Source organism: Methylomicrobium lacus LW14 (genome assembly GCF_000527095.1).
GTDB lineage: Bacteria > Pseudomonadota > Gammaproteobacteria > Methylococcales > Methylomonadaceae > Methylomicrobium > Methylomicrobium lacus.
Window position 1 is genome coordinate 2,722,090 of the sequence record NZ_AZUN01000001.1, and the last position, 18,580, is coordinate 2,740,669.

An 18,580-nucleotide genomic window follows, 5' to 3' on the forward strand; every position below is an offset into this window, starting at 1 on the left:
CGTTCGCTCATGCGATATAACCTGGATCGATTCAAGATGAATATTTTTTGGCTGCTAGCTTTTTTACTCGCGAGCTGCACAGGCTTGCCGAAAGGACTGAAACCTGTGGAAGACTTTGATGCAAACCGTTATGTGGGCACCTGGTATGAAATAGCCCGTCTGGAACAGAGCTTTGAAAAAGGCCTGGACAATATTTCGGCCCAATACACGCTCGCGAAGGACGGCGGCATCGAAGTCCTGAATCAGGGCCGGAATCAGGAAACCGGGAAATGGAAAAAGGCCGAGGGCAAGGCGTATTTTATCGACCAGCCGACGGTAGGCCGGCTCAAGGTCTCGTTCTTTGGACCCTTTTACGGCAGCTACAACATCATCGCGCTGGACAAGCAAAACTACCAATATTCGATGGTGACCGGACCGAACAGATCCTATCTGTGGATTTTGGCCAGAACCAAGACCCTACCAAAGGAAACTCTCGACGCTTTAATCGAGAACGCCAAAAGACAGGGATTTGAAACCGACAAATTGATTATGGTTAAGCAGGTTGAATAACCACGGGTGCGCACCGCGCACCACTGACAATGTCCGAAATGCTCATGCGCATTTACGGCACGGGACAATTGCCATAAATGCGAGCGAGTCTGGATTTAAGCACCGAAGAAGGTGCGCAGTGCGCACCCTACGCGGCTGATCAATAATTCCGCTGCACCGAAAACTTAGCCAGCTGAATCAAGGCGTCCTTGTATTCGGATTCCGACAGCACTTCTAGCGCATCGATCGCTTTTTCGGCTTCTTCGTCGGCGCGCCGCTCGGTGTAAGCGATTGCCTGGGTGCGCTGCACGACCGCATAGACTTCGTTGAACGCCTCGCGGTCGCCGTTCTGGATCGCGTCGATCACGATTTTCGCATCGGCCTGGTTGCCTTTTTGAATCGCATAGATCAACGGCAGCGTCGGCTTGCCTTCGGCCAGATCGTCGCCGAGATTCTTGCCGAGCTCTTCTTTGGTGGCCTTGTAATCGAGCGCGTCGTCGATCAATTGAAACGCGATACCCAAATGCTGGCCGTATTTCGCCAGCCCTTCTTCGGTCGCGGAAGACACGCCGGAGACCACCGCGCCAAGACGCATCGCGGCGCTGAACAGGATCGCGGTCTTGCGCGATATAACTTCGAGATATTTGGCTTCGGTCGTTTCCGGGTTGTTGCAGTTCAACAGCTGCAACACCTCGCCCTCGGCGATCAACGTCGTGGTTTTCGAGAGGATTTCCATCACCCGCATGTTGCCGGTGCGCACCATCATTTCGAAGGCGCGGGAATACAGATAGTCGCCGACCAGCACGCTGGCCGCGTTGCCCCAGACCGCATTGGCCGATTCCTTGCCGCGCCGCAGGTCGGATTCGTCGACCACGTCGTCATGCAGCAAGGTTGCGGTGTGAATGAACTCGATCACCGCCGCCAGGATCAGATGCTTGTCGTCGACCTTGCCGAGCGCCTTCGACGCGAGCAACAGCAGCATCGGCCGGAGGCGTTTGCCGCCGTTGCCGACGATATAATGCCCCATCTGATTGATCAGCACGACATCTGAACTGAGCTCGTCGATGATCAGTTGGTCAACAGCTCTGGCTTCGGATTTCGTTAAATTTTTGATCGATTCGAAGTCGATCGGCGCCGTTGGACTCGGGTCGATGTGTGTTTGCAATGCCATGCTAATCAGTATAAAAAATAGGATTGTTTTTGATCGTAAAGCCGCAAATCCGCTGCATACTATCTGCTCATATCTCCTTAATGAACAGCAAACTCCCCATCCTATTGAATAAAGGCTATTGATGTCAATAGATAATTTTGCTATCTTATTCGGAATAACTTGCAACCTAGCCAAATTTTAGTTGACTAGTCGGCAATTACAAATATAATAGTCTGTTCACTTTTTACAGTAAATGCTTGACGGAGCTTACTCAGATGTATGCGGTAATTCAAACGGGTGGTAAACAGTACCGGGTGGCCGAAGGTACGACCTTAAAAATAGAAAAATTGGAACTTGGTACTGGCGACAGCGTTGAATTCGACAAAGTTCTGTTGATTCAGTCAGGCGATGCAGTCAAAGTTGGCGCGCCTTTCATCGAAGGCGGCAAAGTCTCTGCGACCGTATTGTCGCAAGGCCGCCACAAAAAGATCAAGATCATTAAATTCAGACGGCGTAAGCACCACATGAAACAAATGGGTCATCGCCAATATTACACAGAAGTCCGGATTACCGGCATTTCTGCATAATTCCTAAGAGGTGTTATTGTGGCACATAAGAAAGCGGGTGGTAGTACTCGGAACGGTCGCGACTCAAACGCGAAAAGATTAGGCGTTAAACGTTTTGGCGGCGAAGTCGTCAAAGCCGGAAACATCATCGTTCGTCAACGCGGCACGCATTTCCATGCCGGCGACAACGTAGGTCTCGGCAAGGATCATACCCTGTTCGCGACAGCCGACGGTAAAGTCGTATTCCAGGTTAAAGGCGAGAAAGGCCGTAAGTTTGTCAGCATCGTTGCTGCCTAAGCCTAAACCGATAATCTAGGGCAACTCCGTAAGTCATGTTTCGGGATTTGCGTTTAGCAACCCGGAACTCCCCAAGAAAGCTCCGCAATCCATCGCGGGGCTTTTTTTGTTTTGAACGCAGGCAAACCTGCACGGCATATTTGATCCATGAAATTTGTTGACGAGGCAGAAATACGCGTTGAAGCTGGCGACGGCGGCAACGGCACCATTGGTTTCCGGCGCGAAAAATACATTCCGCTGGGCGGACCCGACGGCGGCGACGGCGGCGACGGCGGCAGCGTCTTTCTAATCGCAGTCGAAAACGTCAATACGCTGGCGGATTTTCGCTATCACGCCGTGCATCGGGCCGAGCGCGGCCAGAACGGCATGAGCCGCAATTGCACCGGCAGAAAAGGGGAGGACCATTATGTCCCGGTTCCTCTGGGCACGCGCATCAGCGACGCCGATACCGGCGAAGTGATGGGCGACTTGACCGAGGTCGGCGAAACCCTGTTGGTCGCGAAAGGCGGCTTTCACGGCCTCGGCAACACGCGCTTCAAAAGCAGTATCAACCGCGCACCGCAAAAGGCCAGCAAAGGCACGCCGGGCGAGCATCGGACGCTGCTTCTCGAAATGACGCTGATCGCCGACGTCGGCCTGCTCGGCATGCCGAACGCCGGCAAATCGAGCCTGATCCGCGCCGTGTCGTCCGCCCGCCCGAAAGTCGCCGACTATCCTTTCACGACCCTGCATCCGAATCTCGGCGTGGTTCGCGTCGACGAGATGCGCAGCTTCGTGATCGCGGACATTCCGGGCGTAATCGAAGGCGCGGCCGACGGCGCGGGTCTCGGCCTGCAATTCCTAAAACACTTGTCGCGTACCGGCCTGCTCCTGCATGTGCTCGATATCGCGCCCTACGAAAGCAGCGACGATCCGGTCAGCTCAGCGCAAAAAATCATTCACGAAGTCGAGCAATGGAGCGACGATCTGGCGGACAAACCGCGCTGGCTGGTACTGAACAAGATCGACATTCTGCCTGCGGACGAAGTCGACGAACACTGCGATGCAATCGTCGAGGCGCTGGACTGGGACGGACCGGTCTTCAAAATCTCGGCGACGAGCGGCGAAGGCACGCGCGAGTTGATGTTCGCGATCATGGACTTTTTAGAACAAGAGCGGCGCAAAGACAGTGAAGAGGAATGATTTTTCGCATGTTAAACGGATCGTCGTCAAAATCGGCAGTTCGCTGCTGACCAAAGGCGGCAAAGGCCTCGATCAAGCCGCGATTGCCGGCTGGGTCGCGCAAATGGCCGGTTTGCGCCGGCAGTCTATCGACGTGGTGCTGGTCTCCTCCGGCTCGGTCGCCGAAGGCATGTGCCGCCTGGGCCTGAAAACCCGCCCGACCACGCTGCACGAATTGCAGGCCTCGGCCGCGGTCGGCCAGATGGGGCTGGTGCGCGTATTCGACGACAACTTTCAACAGCACGACCTGCATGCCGCGCAGGTGCTGCTGACCCACGACGACCTCTCCGACCGCCGGCGTTATTTGAACGCGCGCAGCACCCTGCTGACGCTGCTCGATTTCGGCGTGGTGCCGGTGATCAACGAAAACGACACGGTCGCGACCGAGGAAATCCGCTTCGGCGATAACGATACGCTGGCCGCACTGGTCGCGAACCTGGTCGAAGCCGAACTCCTGATCATCCTGACCGATCAGCAAGGCCTTTTCACCGGCGACCCGACCGTCTACCCCGACGCGACGCTGGTTTCGGAAATCCGCGCGAACGATCCGAACCTCGATCAAATGGCCGGCGCAAGCCGCAGCGGCCTCGGACGCGGCGGCATGTCCACGAAAGTGCGCGCCGCACGCCTAGCGTCGCGCTCGGGCGCCGCCACCGTCATTGCGCCCGGCGTCGCCGAAGACGTGATCAGCCGCGTGATGGAAGGCAAAAATATCGGCACCTACTTCATCCCGGACCTGGAACCTCTCGTCGCCAGAAAACGCTGGCTGGCCGGACAACTCCAGATCAAGGGCGAATTAGTGATCGACGCGGGCGCGGTCAAGGTATTGAAAGCCAACGGCAGGAGCCTTCTGGCCGCCGGCGTCAAAGCGGTCTCGGGCCGTTTCGAACGCGGCGAACTGGTCTCCTGCGTCGACGAGGAAGGCAATGAAATCGCGCGCGGACTGACCAATTACGGCAAAACGGATGCAGAACTGATCGCCGGCAAGAACAGCGCGGAATTTGAAAAGATTCTCGGCTATGCCGACGACGCGGAAATGATACACCGCGACAACATGGTGCTGATCTAAGCGGCGCGCCAGCCGGTTACCGAACAAAAAAAAGGCCGAAACTCGAAGAGTTCCGGCCTTTTTTTGGCGTTATCGCCGTTCCGCTTTATTAAGCAAGCGCTTTGACTTTTGCGTTCAGTCTGCTTTTGCCGCGGGCAGCCTTATTCTTATGGATCAGGCCTTTGTTTACAGCGGAGTCGATCACTGGCACCGCCGTGTTGTAAGCGGCTTGCGCTTTTTCCTTGTCGCCCGCGTTAACGGCGGCAATTACTTTTTTGATGAAAGTACGCAAATTGCTGCGTTGTCCTGCGTTGCGAACACGGCTTTTTTCCGCTTGCTTCGCGCGCTTTTTAGCTTGTGCTGTATTAGCCATAGTGTCTCGACTCGTGCAAAAAACAAAATTGAGTTAAATAGACCGATCATTATCATGATAAATGATATGATTGTCAAGGCCTTAACCACAAGAACGGGACACCCTTGAGCAAACAGTTACTGAAATCGACCGCGTCGGTCGGCAGCATGACGCTGATTTCGCGGCTGCTGGGATTTGCCAGAGACATGCTGATCGCACGGCTTTTCGGCGTCGACATCGCAACCGACGCCTTTTTTGCCGCCTTCAAGCTGCCTAACTTCCTGCGCCGCCTGTTCGCCGAAGGCGCCTTCGCGCATGCCTTCGTGCCGGTATTGACCGATTACAAGGAAAACCACGACCCTCAGACGCTGAAGGATTTTATCGCCAAAACCGCCGGCACCTTGGCGTTGATTTTGACCGCGATCACCGCGCTCGGCATCCTCGCTGCGCCGCTCCTGATCACGCTGCTCGCCCCCGGCTTTGCCTGGCACAGCGCGCAGCATGAGCTGGCCGTCGAGTTGTTGCGGATCACCCTGCCTTACCTGTTTTTCATCTCGCTCACCGCGTTCCTCGGCTCGATCCTGAATGTATACGGCAAATTCGCCCTGCCCGCGCTGACGCCGGTCTGGCTGAATATCGCGATGATCGCCGCCGCGATCGAATTGAGCCCGCTGCTGGACGAGCCGATTACCGCGCTGGCCTGGGGCGTATTCGCCGGCGGCATCGTGCAATTGGCTTTTCAACTGCCGGCCGTCCTGCGCCTCGGCCTGTTGCCGAAACTGCGTCCGGGCTTTTCGGACCCCGGCGTCAAAAAAGTGATCGGCTTGATGCTGCCGGCGATGTTCAGCGTTTCGGTCACGCAGATCAACTTGTTATTCGATACGCTGATCGCATCCTTCCTGGCCGCCGGCAGCGTGTCCTGGCTGTATTATTCGGACCGGCTGGTCGAATTTCCGCTCGGCATTTTGGGCGTTGCGGTTTCGACCGCGATTCTGCCGAACTTGTCAAAAACCCATGCCGCGCGCGACTCTGGGGCGTTTTCGGCCGCGCTGGACTGGGGCCTGCGCCTGGTGTTATTGATCGGTCTGCCCGCCTCTATCGGCCTGATCCTGTTGGCCGAGCCGATCCTGTTCACGCTGTTCCAGTACAATGAATTCTCGGTGTCCGACGTGCATTATACGGGGCTTAGCCTGAAAGCCTATTCGGCAGGCCTTCTGGGCTTCATTCTGATCAAAGTGCTCGCGCCCGCGTTTTCCTCGCGCCTAGATGTCAAAACGCCGCTCCGCTACAGCATCTACGCGATGATCGCGAGCATAGCGCTGAACGTGCTGGCGATTCCGCTCGCGCATGCAGGACTCGCGCTGGCGACATCGCTCGGCGCCTTCTTCAACGCCATTTTGCTGTTCAGAAAATTGAGGACCGATCAGATTTACCTGCCCGCGACAGGCTGGCGACTATTTTTGCTGCGCATTCTGCTCGGCACCGGCGTGATGTCGGCCGTGTTATACAGCCAGGTCGAGCCGAACGACTGGATAGCAAGAAGTTCGGGCGAGAGAGCGCTGCATCTTGTCGGATGGATAGCGGCAGGGCTGTCGCTTTACGCGGCGACCTTATGGCTGACTGGCATGCGACTGCCGATGTCGTTGAGAAAAGCGCGCACACTACGGTCGACCCGTTAATTGCGGCGCAGGGTCTTGCGGGCGGGAGCAAGCGTGTAATCGATGAACAAATTCCCGCCGCTCTGCTAGTCTTGATGTGGCATTTGAACGAAAGCTCCCAGCCAAGATGATCATACCCGACTACCGTATCGAACCCGCGGATTTTCACGCCGACAACGACGATTTGCACGCGGTGCGCGATGCGGTGTTCGTGATCGAACAGCGCATACCCGCCGAAATCGAGTGGGACGAACAAGACCCGCATAGCCTGCATCTGATCGCCCGCGATGCGCACCATCAACCCATCGGCACGGGCCGACTTTCGCCCGAAGGCAAGATTGGCCGCCTGGCGGTGCTGAGCGCCTGGCGCAATCAGGGCGTCGGCAAATCGATCATGGCGGCGTTGCTGAATGAGGCGCAAAAGCGCGGCCGGCCGGAAGTCAGTTTAAACGCCCAACTTTCAGCACTGGTTTTTTATGAACGGTTCGGCTTTGTCAAAGCAGGCGAGAGCTTTATCGAAGGCGGCATTCCGCATCAATCGATGCGCCTGAAACTAGAGCCATTGGCAGCGCCTGAGCGGCGAGCCATCAACCCCGGACGGCCATCGGTTGCGGCGACCGAATTCGATCATTTCGACGACGCCTTGGCTGCGACGCTCAACATCATCAAAGACGCTCGCCGCCGCCTCGGCATCTGCACGCCTAACCTGGAATACCCTCTGTACGGGCATCCCGATATCGCCGCCGCCCTCCGGCAATTCGCGATCCAGAGCCAGGACGGCGGCGCCCGCATCATCGTGCAGGATACGACAACGGTTATCGGCCAAGCGCATCCCCTGATTGAACTCGCCCAAAAACTGCCGTCCTCGTTTGAATTTCGCACACCGGTCGAACCCGAAGACCAGCAATACGCATCGGCCTTTATTTTCAATGACCGGGACGGCTATTTGTTCCGGCTGTTCGACGACCGTTACGCCGGCGTCTGGAGTCCCGCCCTGCCGAGCCGCAGCCGCCAGCTTGCCGAAACATTCGACCGATTCTGGCAGCGATGCGAGCCCTGCACCGCGTTCCGGGCGCTGAATATCTAGCATGAGGTCATCGATTTTTTAAGCCGATGACCTCATGCCGAAGCCACAGTTTGCGGTGTTTAAACCGAAACGCCGCCTCAGCCGAATTTTTCCGAAAAAATCCGCTGCTCGGCAATGCCTCTGGCCAATGCGACCTGGGTTGCCGCCGTCACCAGTAACGGCGGGCCGCAAAGGTAGATATCGTAGTCGCCCGGATGATCCTGCAAATAGTGTTGCAAGGCTTCGGCAGGCGTTCCGCTGAATCCGGACCAGTCCGGCTCCGGCTTCCAGACGCACAGCGTCACGCTCAAGCCGGGCAGTTGCTGCTTCAATCGATCCAATTCATCGATATAAAACAGCTCGCTTTCCCGGTTAACGCCGAACAACAGGTGTATGGACCGGTCCTCGCCCCATTCGGCAAGCCGGCGCAGCATCGACAGAAACGGCGCCAGGCCGGTGCCGCCGGCGATAAAGACGGCCGGATTGAGACTATCGGACTGCAAGCCGAAAGCGCCGCTGGGCCCGTAGACCTTCAGAATCTGACCGACCTCCGCGCCCCGGCTGAGATAGCCTGAAAACCGGCCTTCGGGCTGCAGACGAATCAAAAACTCCAGCTCGCCCCGCCAGTTTCCGGTGTTGGCCAGAGAATAGGCGCGGCGGATTCCGGTATCGGGGATTTCCAGTTCCATGCATTGACCCGGTTCAAACTCGACCGCCTTGCCGCCCTCTTCGTCCTGCCAGCTCAGCCTGATCCGCACCGTCCGGTCGGCAATCGTCTTTAGCCCGGTAATCACCGCATTTCGCGCCTCGCAATGGCCGAAATGGATATGCGCATAGTCATAAGGCGCGGTAATCTTAAGGTCGCTTTGGGGATAGGTTCGGCATAAGAGCACATCGCGCCCCGACACGGCCGCTTCGGACAAAACGCCGGCATTGTGCTCGCCTAGCGTGTATTCGCCTTCGGCGCAATGACCCACGCAGGCGCCGCAGCCGCCGTCCCTGCACAGCGACGGCAACAGGATAGCGGCTTGCTCGCCGGCACTCACCACATCGAAGCTGTCGCCACAGCTGAACGTCACCTCGTGCCCGTCGCGGGTGGTCAGCGTAATTTGATGTTCGGACATAATCACTCCCGGTTGTGCGCCGCTCAGGCGGCTTTTTTCATCGCGTCCTGAATATCTTGGGCAGCCGTGCCGGTCGCTTTCAGATCGAACGCTTCACCGAGCTTGGCCAGCAATGCCGGCGTCAAGAAGGCAGGCAGTGTCGACCCGAGCCGGATGCCGCGGATACCGAGCGACAGCAAGGTCAACAGCACCGCCACGGCTTTTTGCTCGAACCAGGAGATCATCAGCGATAACGGTAAGTCGTTGACGCCGCAATCGAAGGCTTTGGCCAGTGCGGACGCCACCTGAATCGCCGAATAAGCATCGTTGCATTGCCCCATGTCCAGCAACCGGGGAATGCCGCCGATGTCGCCGAAATCGTGGCTATTGAAGCGGTACTTGCCGCAGCCCAGCGTCAGGATCACGGTTTCGTCGGGAGCTTGCTCCGCCACTTCGGTAAAGTAGTTGCGACCCGGCGCCGCGCCGTCGCAGCCGCCGATCAGGAAGAAATGCTGGATCGCGCCGGCTTTCACCGCGTCGATCACCTTGTCGGCGACGCCCATGACGGTATCGCGGCCGAAACCGACGGTAATCAGCTGTTCCGGCGCATCCTCGCTAAAGCCCGGCAATGCCAGAGCCGCCTCAATCACCGGCGCAAAATCGCCGCCGACGATATGCCGGACTCCCGGCCAACCGACCGGCCCTGCGGTAAAAATCCGCTGCCGGTAGGCCGGGGACGGTTCCACCAAACAGTTCGAAGTCATCAGAATCGGCCCCGGAAACTGCGTAAAATCTTGATGCTGATTCTGCCAGGCCGTCCCGTAATTGCCGACCAAATGCGGGTAGGCTTTCAATTTCGGATACGCATGCGCCGGCAGCATCTCGCCATGTGTATAGATATTGATCCCCAGCCCCTGGGTTTGCTCCAGCAATTGCGCCAGATCGTGCAAATCGTGGCCGCTGACCAGTATCGCCTTGCCTTTTACCTGGGCGAGGTTGACCGTATTGATCTGCTGCGCGCCAAAGCTGCCGGTATTTGCCGCATCCAGCATCGCCATGACTTTGTAATTCAATTGGCCGATACGCATAGACCAATCCAGCAATTGGTCGGCGTCGCCAGGGTGCGTCGCCAGAAAATCCAGCGCTTCTTCAAATCCTGCGCCAATGTCATCGTCCCGATAACCCAGCATCAACGCATGGTAGGCATAAGCCGCCGCGCCTTTGATGCCGTACAACAGCATTGCCCTAAGGCCGATGATGTCTTCGCCGACTTGTTGCAGTTCGAGATTGATGGCCGCCTCTTGGGCCTGGATCATCAGCCCGGCCAGGGTCGATGCGGGCCGCCATTGACCCGGACCCGTCAGCGCTTCAGCGGCAACACCTTGCTGCTCGGCAAGCGCTTCGTATTGCGCTTTCAGCCGGTCGCGCCACACTGCCGTTTCCTTGATCAACTGCACAAAGCGGCTGGCGTTGAAATTGACGTTGGTCAAGGTGGTGAACAACGCATACAGCATGAAATCGTCGGCTTCGGACGGGTTCTCCCCGAATTGGCGCAAGCGTTTGGCGTATTGGGCGATGCCTTGCAGACCGTAAATCATCAGGTCCTGCAAATCGGCGGTCGTTTCGTCCTTACCGCAAACGCCCTTGACTTCGTGGCAGCCATTGCCGGTGCTTGCGCGCGTGGTTTGTTCGCATTGATAACAAAACATGATATCTCCTTGTTGAATGGATTGATGGCTCGTAGTGGTTGCCAGAATACAAGCGCGCCGCTAAAGTGTCCTTGACTTAAATCAAGCGAGGTTTTATGTCCATCGAGTCCCAAAAACAATTCCGCCAACACTATCTGTTTGCCATGCTGGATGACGCCCAATTGGGCCGCGTGCTGTCGACAGCCCAGCGCATGGCTCTGGCCGAGGATGAACATCTGTTTCATTTCGGCGATCAGGCGCGCTATTTTTATCTGCTGCGCACGGGGCAGATTCAGCTTTACCGGCTATCGCCCGGCGGCGAGGAAAAAGTGATCGAGATCATCCAGCCCGGCCAAACCTTTGCCGAGGCGGTGATGTTTTTTAATATCCACAGTTACCCGGTCAGCGCCAAAGCCGTACTGAACAGCGAGTTATGGCGAATCGACATGGCGGTATTTCTCGGCTTGCTTCAGGAATCCAATGCGCTGTGCCTGCGTTTGCTGGGCGGCATGAGCCGGCGCTTGCACGGCGCGATACAAGACATCGATCAATTGACGCTGCAAAATGCCAGCATGCGGGTCATTCAATTGCTGCTGCAATCGGCTCCCGACCGCACCGCCGGCCGCTACAGCCTGGAATGGGAAACCCCCAAACAAATCCTGGCTTCCCGGCTATCGGTACGCCCAGAGACTTTCTCCCGTATCCTCCAGCAATTAAGCCGTAAGGGCCTGATCTCGGTGCAAGGCAAATCGGTGGAAGTGTTGGATGTAAAGGGTCTGCAGGACGAGCTGGCTTTGGCGGATTGAGCATTAGCGAACAACGCGCTGATCCTCATAAATGAGGTTATGCATCGTCCACGAAAAACGCGAACGGCACGAAAAATTTCATAGCCCAATCCGTTCAACCGTTGTTTTCGGGGGGGTTGTGGCTATTGATCGTGCTGAAGATCGATTCACTTAACGGCGCATCGACATGCCAAAACGCTGTTACCTTTTTATGATCCAGATGCCGCATTTTTTGATAAGCTACGACAATCCAAGACCCCTGTTCCGACCCGAACATTAACCCACAGCCAAGCAAGCACATGCCGCATTCCTCCATCCCCACCCCTAAAGGTCAGCGGTTGCTCGGCCATCTGGCGGAATTCAAGAAAAATCCGCTCGATTGCATGATTCGCTGGCAACGCGAATTTGGCGACATCGTCAATTTCCGGATCCTCTCGCAAAATTTTTATCTGCTGAGCCACCCCGATCTGGTCGAACAGGCGATGACCGAACAGCAGGATGTGTTCGTGAAGATTTACGACCCGCAAAAACCGAAGGGCCTGCAATTGTTTATGGGACAGGGGCTGGTGACCAGCACCGGACCGTTGTGGAATCAGCAGCGGCGCCTGCTGCAGCCGGTGTTTCAGCGGCGGAATATTTTGACCTTACTGCCGGAGATGGAAAAGGCCGGCGCGCAGTTGATCGCACGCTGGCGGCAATTGGCACCCGATACCGAAGTCGACATTTCCGCCGAAATGCTGCATCTGGCGCTGGAAGTATTGACGCGCACGATGTTCAGTACCAGCGTGCTGGACCGGGTTGACGTGATCGCACCGGCGCTGGAGGTGTGTCTGCGTTATGCCGCCGCGACGGTTTTGAATCCCCTCGACCCGCCGTTGTGGGTTCCGACCCGCCGCAACCGCGAATTCAAGCGCGCGCTGGCCGCGCTGGATTCGATCATCTACGGCCTGATCGACGAACGCACGGCGAACCCCGGCCGATATAATGATTTACTGCATCTGTTGCTGACCAGTACGGACCCTGAAACCGGCGCCGGCATGGGCCGGCGGCAACTGCGCGACGAAATGGCGACGCTGTTCGTGGCGGGCCATGAAACCTCGGCGAATGTGCTGACCTGGACACTGTATTATCTGGCCAAACACCCGGAGGTGATGGCCAGACTCAGAGCGGAATTACACCGCGTGTTGAACGGCGGCATTCCAAGCGAAGATCAGCTCGATCAGCTGCCTTACACGAAGGCGGTGCTGTTCGAAGCGATGCGGCTGAAACCCGCCGTCGCGCTGATGATCCGAAAAATCGGTCGCGACACCCGCCTGCAAAACTATCCGCTGAAGGCCGGCAGCCTGGCGATGATCAGCATCTACAACATCCATCACCATCCGGCGCTCTGGGAAAACCCGGAGGCTTTCGACCCGGACCGCTTCCTCGGCCAGAAAGCCTCCAAATATAGGTTCTTACCGTTCGGCATCGGCCCGCGCTTCTGCATCGGCAATCAGTTCGCGACCGTGGAACTGACCCTGCTCTTGGCGATGCTCGCGCAACATTTCGATTTTGCGCTCTGTAGCGACCAGGAACCGGAGCATGACATGGCGGTGACCTTGCGCCCGAAGGGCGGGCTTAGATTAAGGGTGCGGGCTATAAATTAAAGCCTAAGCATCGCCCCCACACTCTCCGTGGCACGGAATACATGCGCCGTAACCCTGCATCGTATAGAAAAACCTCTTGAATCGACCTAAAGCGGTCTCCGGTTGCATGAGGGATCAGCTCTATACGGTTGAGTTCCACCCTTCACCGATATTTTAAAAATTCAGGACTTTTTAAGGGCGGCCATACCTGGCTTGGAAAAATATGTTAGATTAGCGCCGATAACAATAAACTCAACGCATAAGGCTAAATCGATGGATGCAAAATCCTATGACAGGAGAAAAAAAAGGTTCTGGCTGCAAACCGCTGTCTGGTATGTATTCTTGGCGCTAATGACCTATTACTTTTCCGAATTCATGCTGTTTTATCTGCTTTGCGGCATTTATGATGTCAGCCGGAACAGCAATATCGACATGAGGATATTGCAGCGGTATTTTTTGGGCAATGGCGTGCCAACTTGGGCACTCTCCCCCTTCAATATCTTGATGGATCTGCTGACCCTCCCCTATATCAATAAGAAAATCTATCAGCTGCATGATCTGCCGGCGGATTGTCAGCAGGAAATCGAGCATATTTTGGCTGCGGCCAAGTCAGAAAACCTTGTAGATCAGCTGGCTAACCGTGTTGAGAACGTAAAAAGAGGGATGCTGTTTTTTAAATGGTATGGAATCAATCTTCAGAATTCTGTCAGCGTTCCCGCATTTCATCAAGATTATAAATATATTAAAACGATAGGTGTTTCAGTTTTTAATAAAAAAGAGTCCACCGATGAGCATTTTGGGCCGCTACGGGCCACCTTAAGAGTACTCTACAACATCAATGACGTGAAGGACAGCGCTTCGTATATCAAAGTCAGAAAACGGGAAAACCATTGGTGCGATAATAAACTGTTTATTTTTGACGATACGTTATCGCATCAATCCTTTAATCAAACCGATGCCCCGCGTTACTGCCTGTTTGTGGATATAGTCCGGCCGAGTCGATGCCATTCTGTATTGGACAAAGTGGTGGATTTACTCGGGGACATACTGCAAAAATCAAAATTTATCTTTTACGGCAGCTGGGTGCCATTAAGATAGAGTAGCTTCACAGCAGGTTTGAACGATGGAGATGTTCCCTTCAATCAACCCTTGCCGACAAATCGTCCGCAGGATCTGATAGACATTGAGTCGAATAGTAAGATCGCCGAAGCACTTGACGAAAAAGGAGAACAACGAAGAAATTGCCGCTTATGTTCGCGGCAATTTTATAACGCGCAAGGGAATCGCGGCTCCGGCCGCTAGCGCTTCCTGCTTGCAAAAAGCAGGAGCCCGCCGCCGGCCACAACTGCCGCCACACCAGCCCAGACCGGTATATTGACCGTCTGCGTGTCTTTAATTGTCAGCTCGAAAGGGCCAAACTTGGCTTCCTGGGTTTCCCGAGTATAGCTAAAACGACCATACGCCAGCCCCATCAGTCCAGCTATGATCAACACGATTGCCACGATTTTAACTGTGTCCATTTTGTCTCTCCTATCAATAATACCCTTGAGTCAAGCTCAGCGCGGCTCGCCCAACAGTGCCCGGCATAAACCAGGAATCCTAAACGCGTCGAAGCGCAACACTGACAGCTGCCGCCTCGTTGCATAAAGCCATTCAGACACGAAAGGGCTCTGCCGAGGTTACCTTAGCACTTTGCTGTGCCGCTACAGGACACGTCGACCTTGTATAACACGCAGTAGGATCATGACTACCGCGACAACCAATAGAATATGAATGAAACCGCCCAGTGTATACGAGGAGACAAAACCCAGCAGCCAGAGGATAATGAGTACGATAGCTAACGTTTCAAGCATGTGCGCTTCTCCATACAAGTGTGTCAGCAGCGGTAATTTCTTTCTTTAATTGGTTGAGTTCTTGAGATTGTTCGGAGCCAACTGGGCAGAAAGAATTAATCAATTCCATCGAACCTGCTGAAGGCCAACTATTGGCGTTTGCTGTTTGCGGTATTGAAACAATAAAGATCGATGCGAGCGCCGAAATAATTAACATTTTTAAGGAGGATTTATTTTTTTGATAGCCATAACCATTCTCCTAAATAATGCAAAATTACCCACACCGTAAAATATGGCTAATCAAGCTTTAAACAAATTACTTTCTTGCTATAAGCGCTTTGCAACAAGTCAGCAAGTATTGTTTTTTAATGGCTCCAGTTATAGAGTTCACGACAGAAATCTGGATACTATTTAATTTTTTATTAATCAATAAGAACAGATTTTGATTCTTTAGTTCATTGCATTTTCAGCCATTATGGGTTTGGGTTTGCCTAAGACGTGTTGATAAAAAATCACAATTTAACTTGGTTCTGCGGTGAGAGAAGATCAATTCGGCGTCATCGTCAAACTGAAACAATTGACCGGTTCGGAAATCAGCTAAAACCTATATTTTTGGTTATTTGAATGCCTGAAAGTTGCATAAATCCGGATATGCATTTCAAAACATTGGATCATGTCATCAAAGAAACGGCAGTTTCCTACCAAATGACCGTTTACACAAAAATTCTTACACCCTCCATTAGGGTCGGAAATTCAAACTCGCAAGCACAGCTTAGCGTACTATTTTTTCCGAATTCTGCGGTCGCCCCAACCATAACAGATATGCGTTTTTTTAAACCATACAGATTGCTTATATTTAAATCTGTACTTAAAAATTAGGCAATGAACTGAATCTGTTTCGCTTTTTCCTTCGTTAGTAAAGTATTCACCGTCGATCACCTAACGGTTGACGATCATAAATCCTTCCCAGCATCTCATCCCTCCGATGCGGGTTTTTTTTACTAACATCCAGGAGAACTTCATGCCAGCAGTCACCGCACCGGCACATCAAAAAGGCGATTGTTTTGTCGACTTCGAAGAAAAAGTCTTTGAAGACGTCAAAGCAGAGCCAGGCCAGAAAGCCTTAGTCAAATTCCACACCGTCGCTTTCGAAGGTTCAATTGGCTTCGTCAATCTGCTGCAAGCTACCCGTTTGCAACGCAAAGGCTTCGAAACCTCCATCCTGCTCTATGGTCCAGGTGTGACATTGGGTCTGCAACGCGGCTTTCCGCGTTTGGGAGACGAATCTTTCCCGGGCCACCAAAACTACGCTAACCAAATCGCCAAATTCATCGAGGAAGGCGGCAAAGTCTATGCCTGTCGGTTTGCGTTGCAAGCCTTGTACGGTCATGGCGAACCCAGTTTACTGCCGGGTATTCGACCTATCAGCCCATTAGATGTATTAGACATCGTGCTAATCCATCAGCGTGACAACGCCTTTGTTTTGGATACTTGGACGTTGTAAATCCTCTAGCCATCAGCACTCGCCCGAACCCCAGTTCGGGCTTTTTTTGACTCGCAGCAGGAGATTTCGTTTTGACTATCCCCCATATCGTAAGAGCAGCCGCAGTGCAAATGACGCCGGTGTTCGAATCCGCTACAGCCACCGGTGACAAAGTTTGCCAAGCCATCAGTGATGCCGCCGCAAAAGGCGCGCAAATCGTGGTGTTCCCAGAAACCTTCGTGCCTTACTACCCGTATTTTTCCTTCGTATTGCCGCCGGTTGCCGCCGGTCGCGAGCACTTGAAACTGTACGACTATGCCCCGACAGTCCCGGGCCCGGTTACCGATGCCGTCGCGGCACAAGCCAAGGCTCACGACATCGTGGTGGTGTTGGGGGTCAACGAGCGCGACCACGGCAGCTTATATAACACCCAATTGATTTTCGATGAAACCGGCCGTCTGGCGTTGAAACGCCGCAAGATCACCCCGACGTATCACGAACGCATGATCTGGGGCCAGGGCGATGCCTCCGGATTAAAGGTCGTGGAAACTGGCGTTGGCCGCATCGGCGCGTTGGCCTGCTGGGAACATTACAACCCGCTGGCCCGCTACGCTTTGATGGTCCAGCACGAACAAATTCATTGCAGCCAGTTTCCTGGCTCGTTGGTCGGCCCCATCTTTGCCGATCAAATTGAAGTGACGATACGCCACCACGCCTTGGAATCGGGCTGCTTTGTAATCAATGCCACCGGCTGGCTCAGCGACGAGCAAATTGACGCGGTTACCACCGACCCTGGCTTACAAAAAGCCCTGCGCGGTGGTTGTTGCACGGCCATCATCTCGCCGGAAGGCCAGCATGTAATCGAACCCTTGCGCGAAGGCGAAGGCATCCTGATCGCCGATCTGGACATGAATTTAATCACCAAGCGTAAGCGCATGATGGATTCGGTCGGCCATTACGCCCGGCCAGAACTACTAAGCCTGCGCATAGATGACAGACCGGCGGTACCGATGTTCAGTGATATACCAGCCGTTTCATCTCAATCCGTCAAAGAGAGCGACCGCCATGACGCTATCAGCACAAACTAAAGTTGGCCCAGCAGGGCTGATATCGGATCTGCAATCCTTAGGCTTACGCCTGGAAGACAACGAAGTTGGCGTAACTGGCCGTCGAGGCGGCGCCGGCCCTTCCGATCACAAAGCCGTTAGCTTGGCTGGGCGGACCGTGATGATACCGATTGCCACGGTCTCAGCTTGCGAGTCACCGTTCGTCGCCAGCCGGCCGGACGCAAACGGCATCAGCGAGATTCGCCGCAACGGCGTCGTGGTCAGCCACATTGAATTTCCACGCCAACCACGTTTTTACGATTTGCAGACTACCGAAGGCATACCGTATTCGCAGATCGCCACGCTGCATTCGTCGGATGTCTTAGCAACCACACTACTGCAATCCTGTATCCGTTACGGCAACCGCAACACCTCCTGCCAGTTTTGCGCGATAGGTCAGTCACTGTCTGCGGGCAAGACCATATTGCGTAAAACGCCTGAACAACTGGCAGAGGTCGCTAAAGCAGCCGTCGAGTTGGATAACGTCAAACACATGGTAATGACCACCGGCACGCCGAATCTGACTGATAGGGGTGCGGCACTGTTGTGCGAAAGTGCTGAAGCAGTTAAAGCGGTAGTCGATCTACCGATTCAAGGCCAATGCGAGCCGCCGGACGACGACATTTGGTTCGAACGCATGAAAGCTGCCGGCATAGCCAGCTTAGGCATGCATCTTGAAGCCATCACCCCTGAGGTACGCGCCCGAATTATGCCCGGCAAGGCCGGCGTAGTGCTGGAGCGCTACATGGATGCCTTCGACGCTGCGGTCGCGGTGTTCGGTCGCGGCCAGGTCAGCACCTATATCCTGGCCGGTTTGGGTGATACGCCGGACGTGATTCTGTCGGTCTCCGAGCAGTTGATCACAAAAGGCGTTTACCCCTTCGTCGTACCGTTCGTGCCCATTACCGGCACACCATTGGAAAACCATCCGGCGCCGACGCCAGCCTTCATGGCGCAAATCCTGCCGCAATTGGGCGCGATGCTGAAGAAAGCAAACTTGCTATCCCACGACATGAAAGCCGGCTGCGCCAAATGTGGCGCCTGCTCGGCACTTGCCAGCTACGAGGTGTGA

General features: G+C 54.8%; 20 protein-coding genes. 13 read left to right on the forward strand and 7 right to left on the reverse strand.

Going from position 1 to position 18,580, the window contains the following annotated elements:
* Positions 1–36: 36 nt before the first annotated feature.
* Positions 37–549, forward strand: coding sequence for a lipocalin family protein (locus METLA_RS0112470; protein ID WP_024298866.1), 513 nt, complete (start codon positions 37–39; stop codon positions 547–549).
* 139 nt (positions 550–688) lie between these two features.
* Here the strand turns inward: METLA_RS0112470 and ispB are convergent, their stop codons facing one another.
* A complete protein-coding gene (gene ispB, locus METLA_RS0112475; protein ID WP_024298867.1) occupies positions 689–1,699 on the reverse strand; it encodes an octaprenyl diphosphate synthase in 1,011 nt (336 codons plus the stop codon).
* A gap of 254 nt (positions 1,700–1,953) precedes the next feature.
* Between ispB and rplU the strand changes: the two genes are divergently transcribed.
* The 4 genes from rplU to proB all read left to right on the forward strand — a co-directional run bounded on the left by rplU (position 1,954) and on the right by proB (position 4,831).
* Positions 1,954–2,265 carry a 50S ribosomal protein L21 gene (gene rplU, locus METLA_RS0112480; protein ID WP_024298868.1) on the forward strand — a complete coding sequence of 104 codons (312 nt, stop codon included), beginning with the start codon at positions 1,954–1,956 and terminating at the stop codon, positions 2,263–2,265.
* An 18-nt stretch (positions 2,266–2,283) separates the two neighbouring features.
* Positions 2,284–2,541: a 50S ribosomal protein L27 gene (rpmA, locus tag METLA_RS22040; protein ID WP_084480130.1), complete on the forward strand. Its 258-nt coding sequence runs from the start codon at positions 2,284–2,286 to the stop codon at positions 2,539–2,541.
* A gap of 147 nt (positions 2,542–2,688) precedes the next feature.
* Entirely contained in the window at positions 2,689–3,723 is a 1,035-nt protein-coding gene (cgtA, locus tag METLA_RS0112490; RefSeq protein WP_024298869.1) for an Obg family GTPase CgtA, read from the forward strand.
* On the forward strand, positions 3,710–4,831 hold the full coding sequence (gene proB, locus METLA_RS0112495; RefSeq protein WP_024298870.1) for a glutamate 5-kinase: 1,122 nt from the start codon (positions 3,710–3,712) through the stop codon (positions 4,829–4,831). Before cgtA ends, proB begins: the two co-directional genes overlap by 14 nt.
* An 88-nt stretch (positions 4,832–4,919) precedes the next feature.
* Here the strand turns inward: proB and rpsT are convergent, their stop codons facing one another.
* Complete coding sequence (gene rpsT / locus METLA_RS0112500; protein ID WP_024298871.1) at positions 4,920–5,183, reverse strand: 30S ribosomal protein S20; 264 nt, start codon at positions 5,181–5,183, stop codon at positions 4,920–4,922.
* Positions 5,184–5,287: 104 nt separating this feature from the next.
* Here rpsT and murJ point away from each other — a divergent pair, with 104 nt between their 5' ends.
* Both murJ and METLA_RS0112510 read left to right on the forward strand, forming a co-directional pair.
* Entirely contained in the window at positions 5,288–6,841 is a 1,554-nt protein-coding gene (gene murJ / locus METLA_RS0112505; protein ID WP_024298872.1) for a murein biosynthesis integral membrane protein MurJ, read from the forward strand.
* A gap of 106 nt (positions 6,842–6,947) precedes the next feature.
* Positions 6,948–7,907, forward strand: a complete 960-nt coding sequence (locus METLA_RS0112510; RefSeq protein ID WP_024298873.1) for a GNAT family N-acetyltransferase — start codon at positions 6,948–6,950, stop codon at positions 7,905–7,907.
* Positions 7,908–7,984: 77 nt separating this feature from the next.
* Here the strand turns inward: METLA_RS0112510 and METLA_RS0112515 are convergent, their stop codons facing one another.
* Positions 7,985–9,010, reverse strand: coding sequence for an FAD-binding oxidoreductase (locus tag METLA_RS0112515; protein ID WP_024298874.1), 1,026 nt, complete (start codon positions 9,008–9,010; stop codon positions 7,985–7,987).
* Between the two features lie 23 nt (positions 9,011–9,033).
* A complete protein-coding gene (gene hcp, locus METLA_RS0112520) occupies positions 9,034–10,698 on the reverse strand; it encodes a hydroxylamine reductase (RefSeq protein ID WP_024298875.1) in 1,665 nt (554 codons plus the stop codon).
* A 95-nt stretch (positions 10,699–10,793) separates the two neighbouring features.
* Here hcp and METLA_RS0112525 point away from each other — a divergent pair, with 95 nt between their 5' ends.
* The 3 genes from METLA_RS0112525 (at position 10,794) to METLA_RS0112540 (ending at position 14,185) form a co-directional block, all read left to right on the forward strand.
* Positions 10,794–11,483: a Crp/Fnr family transcriptional regulator gene (locus METLA_RS0112525; RefSeq protein ID WP_029646636.1), complete on the forward strand. Its 690-nt coding sequence runs from the start codon at positions 10,794–10,796 to the stop codon at positions 11,481–11,483.
* 278 nt (positions 11,484–11,761) lie between these two features.
* A complete protein-coding gene (locus METLA_RS0112535; RefSeq protein ID WP_024298877.1) occupies positions 11,762–13,108 on the forward strand; it encodes a cytochrome P450 in 1,347 nt (448 codons plus the stop codon).
* 252 nt (positions 13,109–13,360) lie between these two features.
* Complete coding sequence (locus METLA_RS0112540; RefSeq protein ID WP_024298878.1) at positions 13,361–14,185, forward strand: aspartyl/asparaginyl beta-hydroxylase domain-containing protein; 825 nt, start codon at positions 13,361–13,363, stop codon at positions 14,183–14,185.
* A 200-nt stretch (positions 14,186–14,385) separates the two neighbouring features.
* On the opposite strand, the gene METLA_RS0112545 is transcribed toward METLA_RS0112540, so the two are convergent.
* The 3 genes from METLA_RS0112545 to METLA_RS22640 all read right to left on the reverse strand — a co-directional run bounded on the left by METLA_RS0112545 (position 14,386) and on the right by METLA_RS22640 (position 15,136).
* Positions 14,386–14,607 (reverse strand): hypothetical protein, encoded by a 222-nt coding sequence (locus tag METLA_RS0112545; protein WP_024298879.1) that lies wholly within the window; start codon positions 14,605–14,607, stop codon positions 14,386–14,388.
* 183 nt (positions 14,608–14,790) lie between these two features.
* Positions 14,791–14,940: a lmo0937 family membrane protein gene (locus tag METLA_RS22635; protein WP_152539434.1), complete on the reverse strand. Its 150-nt coding sequence runs from the start codon at positions 14,938–14,940 to the stop codon at positions 14,791–14,793.
* Entirely contained in the window at positions 14,933–15,136 is a 204-nt protein-coding gene (locus METLA_RS22640; protein ID WP_152539435.1) for a hypothetical protein, read from the reverse strand. Before METLA_RS22640 ends, METLA_RS22635 begins: the two co-directional genes overlap by 8 nt.
* Before the next feature lie 804 nt (positions 15,137–15,940).
* On the opposite strand from METLA_RS22640, the gene METLA_RS0112555 reads away from it, so the two are divergent.
* The 3 genes from METLA_RS0112555 (at position 15,941) to METLA_RS0112565 (ending at position 18,580) form a co-directional block, all read left to right on the forward strand.
* Positions 15,941–16,423, forward strand: coding sequence for an MSMEG_0572/Sll0783 family nitrogen starvation response protein (locus METLA_RS0112555; protein ID WP_024298880.1), 483 nt, complete (start codon positions 15,941–15,943; stop codon positions 16,421–16,423).
* Between the two features lie 71 nt (positions 16,424–16,494).
* Positions 16,495–17,490 (forward strand): Nit6803 family nitrilase, encoded by a 996-nt coding sequence (locus METLA_RS0112560; RefSeq protein WP_024298881.1) that lies wholly within the window; start codon positions 16,495–16,497, stop codon positions 17,488–17,490.
* Positions 17,468–18,580, forward strand: a complete 1,113-nt coding sequence (locus tag METLA_RS0112565; RefSeq protein WP_084480131.1) for an MSMEG_0568 family radical SAM protein — start codon at positions 17,468–17,470, stop codon at positions 18,578–18,580. Before METLA_RS0112560 ends, METLA_RS0112565 begins: the two co-directional genes overlap by 23 nt.

Coding starts and splice junctions, on each gene's coding strand:
- METLA_RS0112545 (WP_024298879.1), bottom strand. CDS start 14,607: ATGGACACAGTTAAAATCGTGGCAATCGTGTTGATCATAGCTGGACTG.
- METLA_RS0112565 (WP_084480131.1), top strand. CDS start 17,468: ATGACGCTATCAGCACAAACTAAAGTTGGCCCAGCAGGGCTGATATCG.
- METLA_RS0112555 (WP_024298880.1), top strand. CDS start 15,941: ATGCCAGCAGTCACCGCACCGGCACATCAAAAAGGCGATTGTTTTGTC.
- ispB (WP_024298867.1), bottom strand. CDS start 1,699: ATGGCATTGCAAACACACATCGACCCGAGTCCAACGGCGCCGATCGAC.
- METLA_RS22640 (WP_152539435.1), bottom strand. CDS start 15,136: ATGTTAATTATTTCGGCGCTCGCATCGATCTTTATTGTTTCAATACCG.
- METLA_RS0112470 (WP_024298866.1), top strand. CDS start 37: ATGAATATTTTTTGGCTGCTAGCTTTTTTACTCGCGAGCTGCACAGGC.
- METLA_RS0112525 (WP_029646636.1), top strand. CDS start 10,794: ATGTCCATCGAGTCCCAAAAACAATTCCGCCAACACTATCTGTTTGCC.
- METLA_RS22635 (WP_152539434.1), bottom strand. CDS start 14,940: ATGCTTGAAACGTTAGCTATCGTACTCATTATCCTCTGGCTGCTGGGT.
- METLA_RS0112540 (WP_024298878.1), top strand. CDS start 13,361: ATGGATGCAAAATCCTATGACAGGAGAAAAAAAAGGTTCTGGCTGCAA.
- rpsT (WP_024298871.1), bottom strand. CDS start 5,183: ATGGCTAATACAGCACAAGCTAAAAAGCGCGCGAAGCAAGCGGAAAAA.
- METLA_RS0112535 (WP_024298877.1), top strand. CDS start 11,762: ATGCCGCATTCCTCCATCCCCACCCCTAAAGGTCAGCGGTTGCTCGGC.
- hcp (WP_024298875.1), bottom strand. CDS start 10,698: ATGTTTTGTTATCAATGCGAACAAACCACGCGCGCAAGCACCGGCAAT.
- rplU (WP_024298868.1), top strand. CDS start 1,954: ATGTATGCGGTAATTCAAACGGGTGGTAAACAGTACCGGGTGGCCGAA.
- METLA_RS0112515 (WP_024298874.1), bottom strand. CDS start 9,010: ATGTCCGAACATCAAATTACGCTGACCACCCGCGACGGGCACGAGGTG.
- cgtA (WP_024298869.1), top strand. CDS start 2,689: ATGAAATTTGTTGACGAGGCAGAAATACGCGTTGAAGCTGGCGACGGC.
- METLA_RS0112510 (WP_024298873.1), top strand. CDS start 6,948: ATGATCATACCCGACTACCGTATCGAACCCGCGGATTTTCACGCCGAC.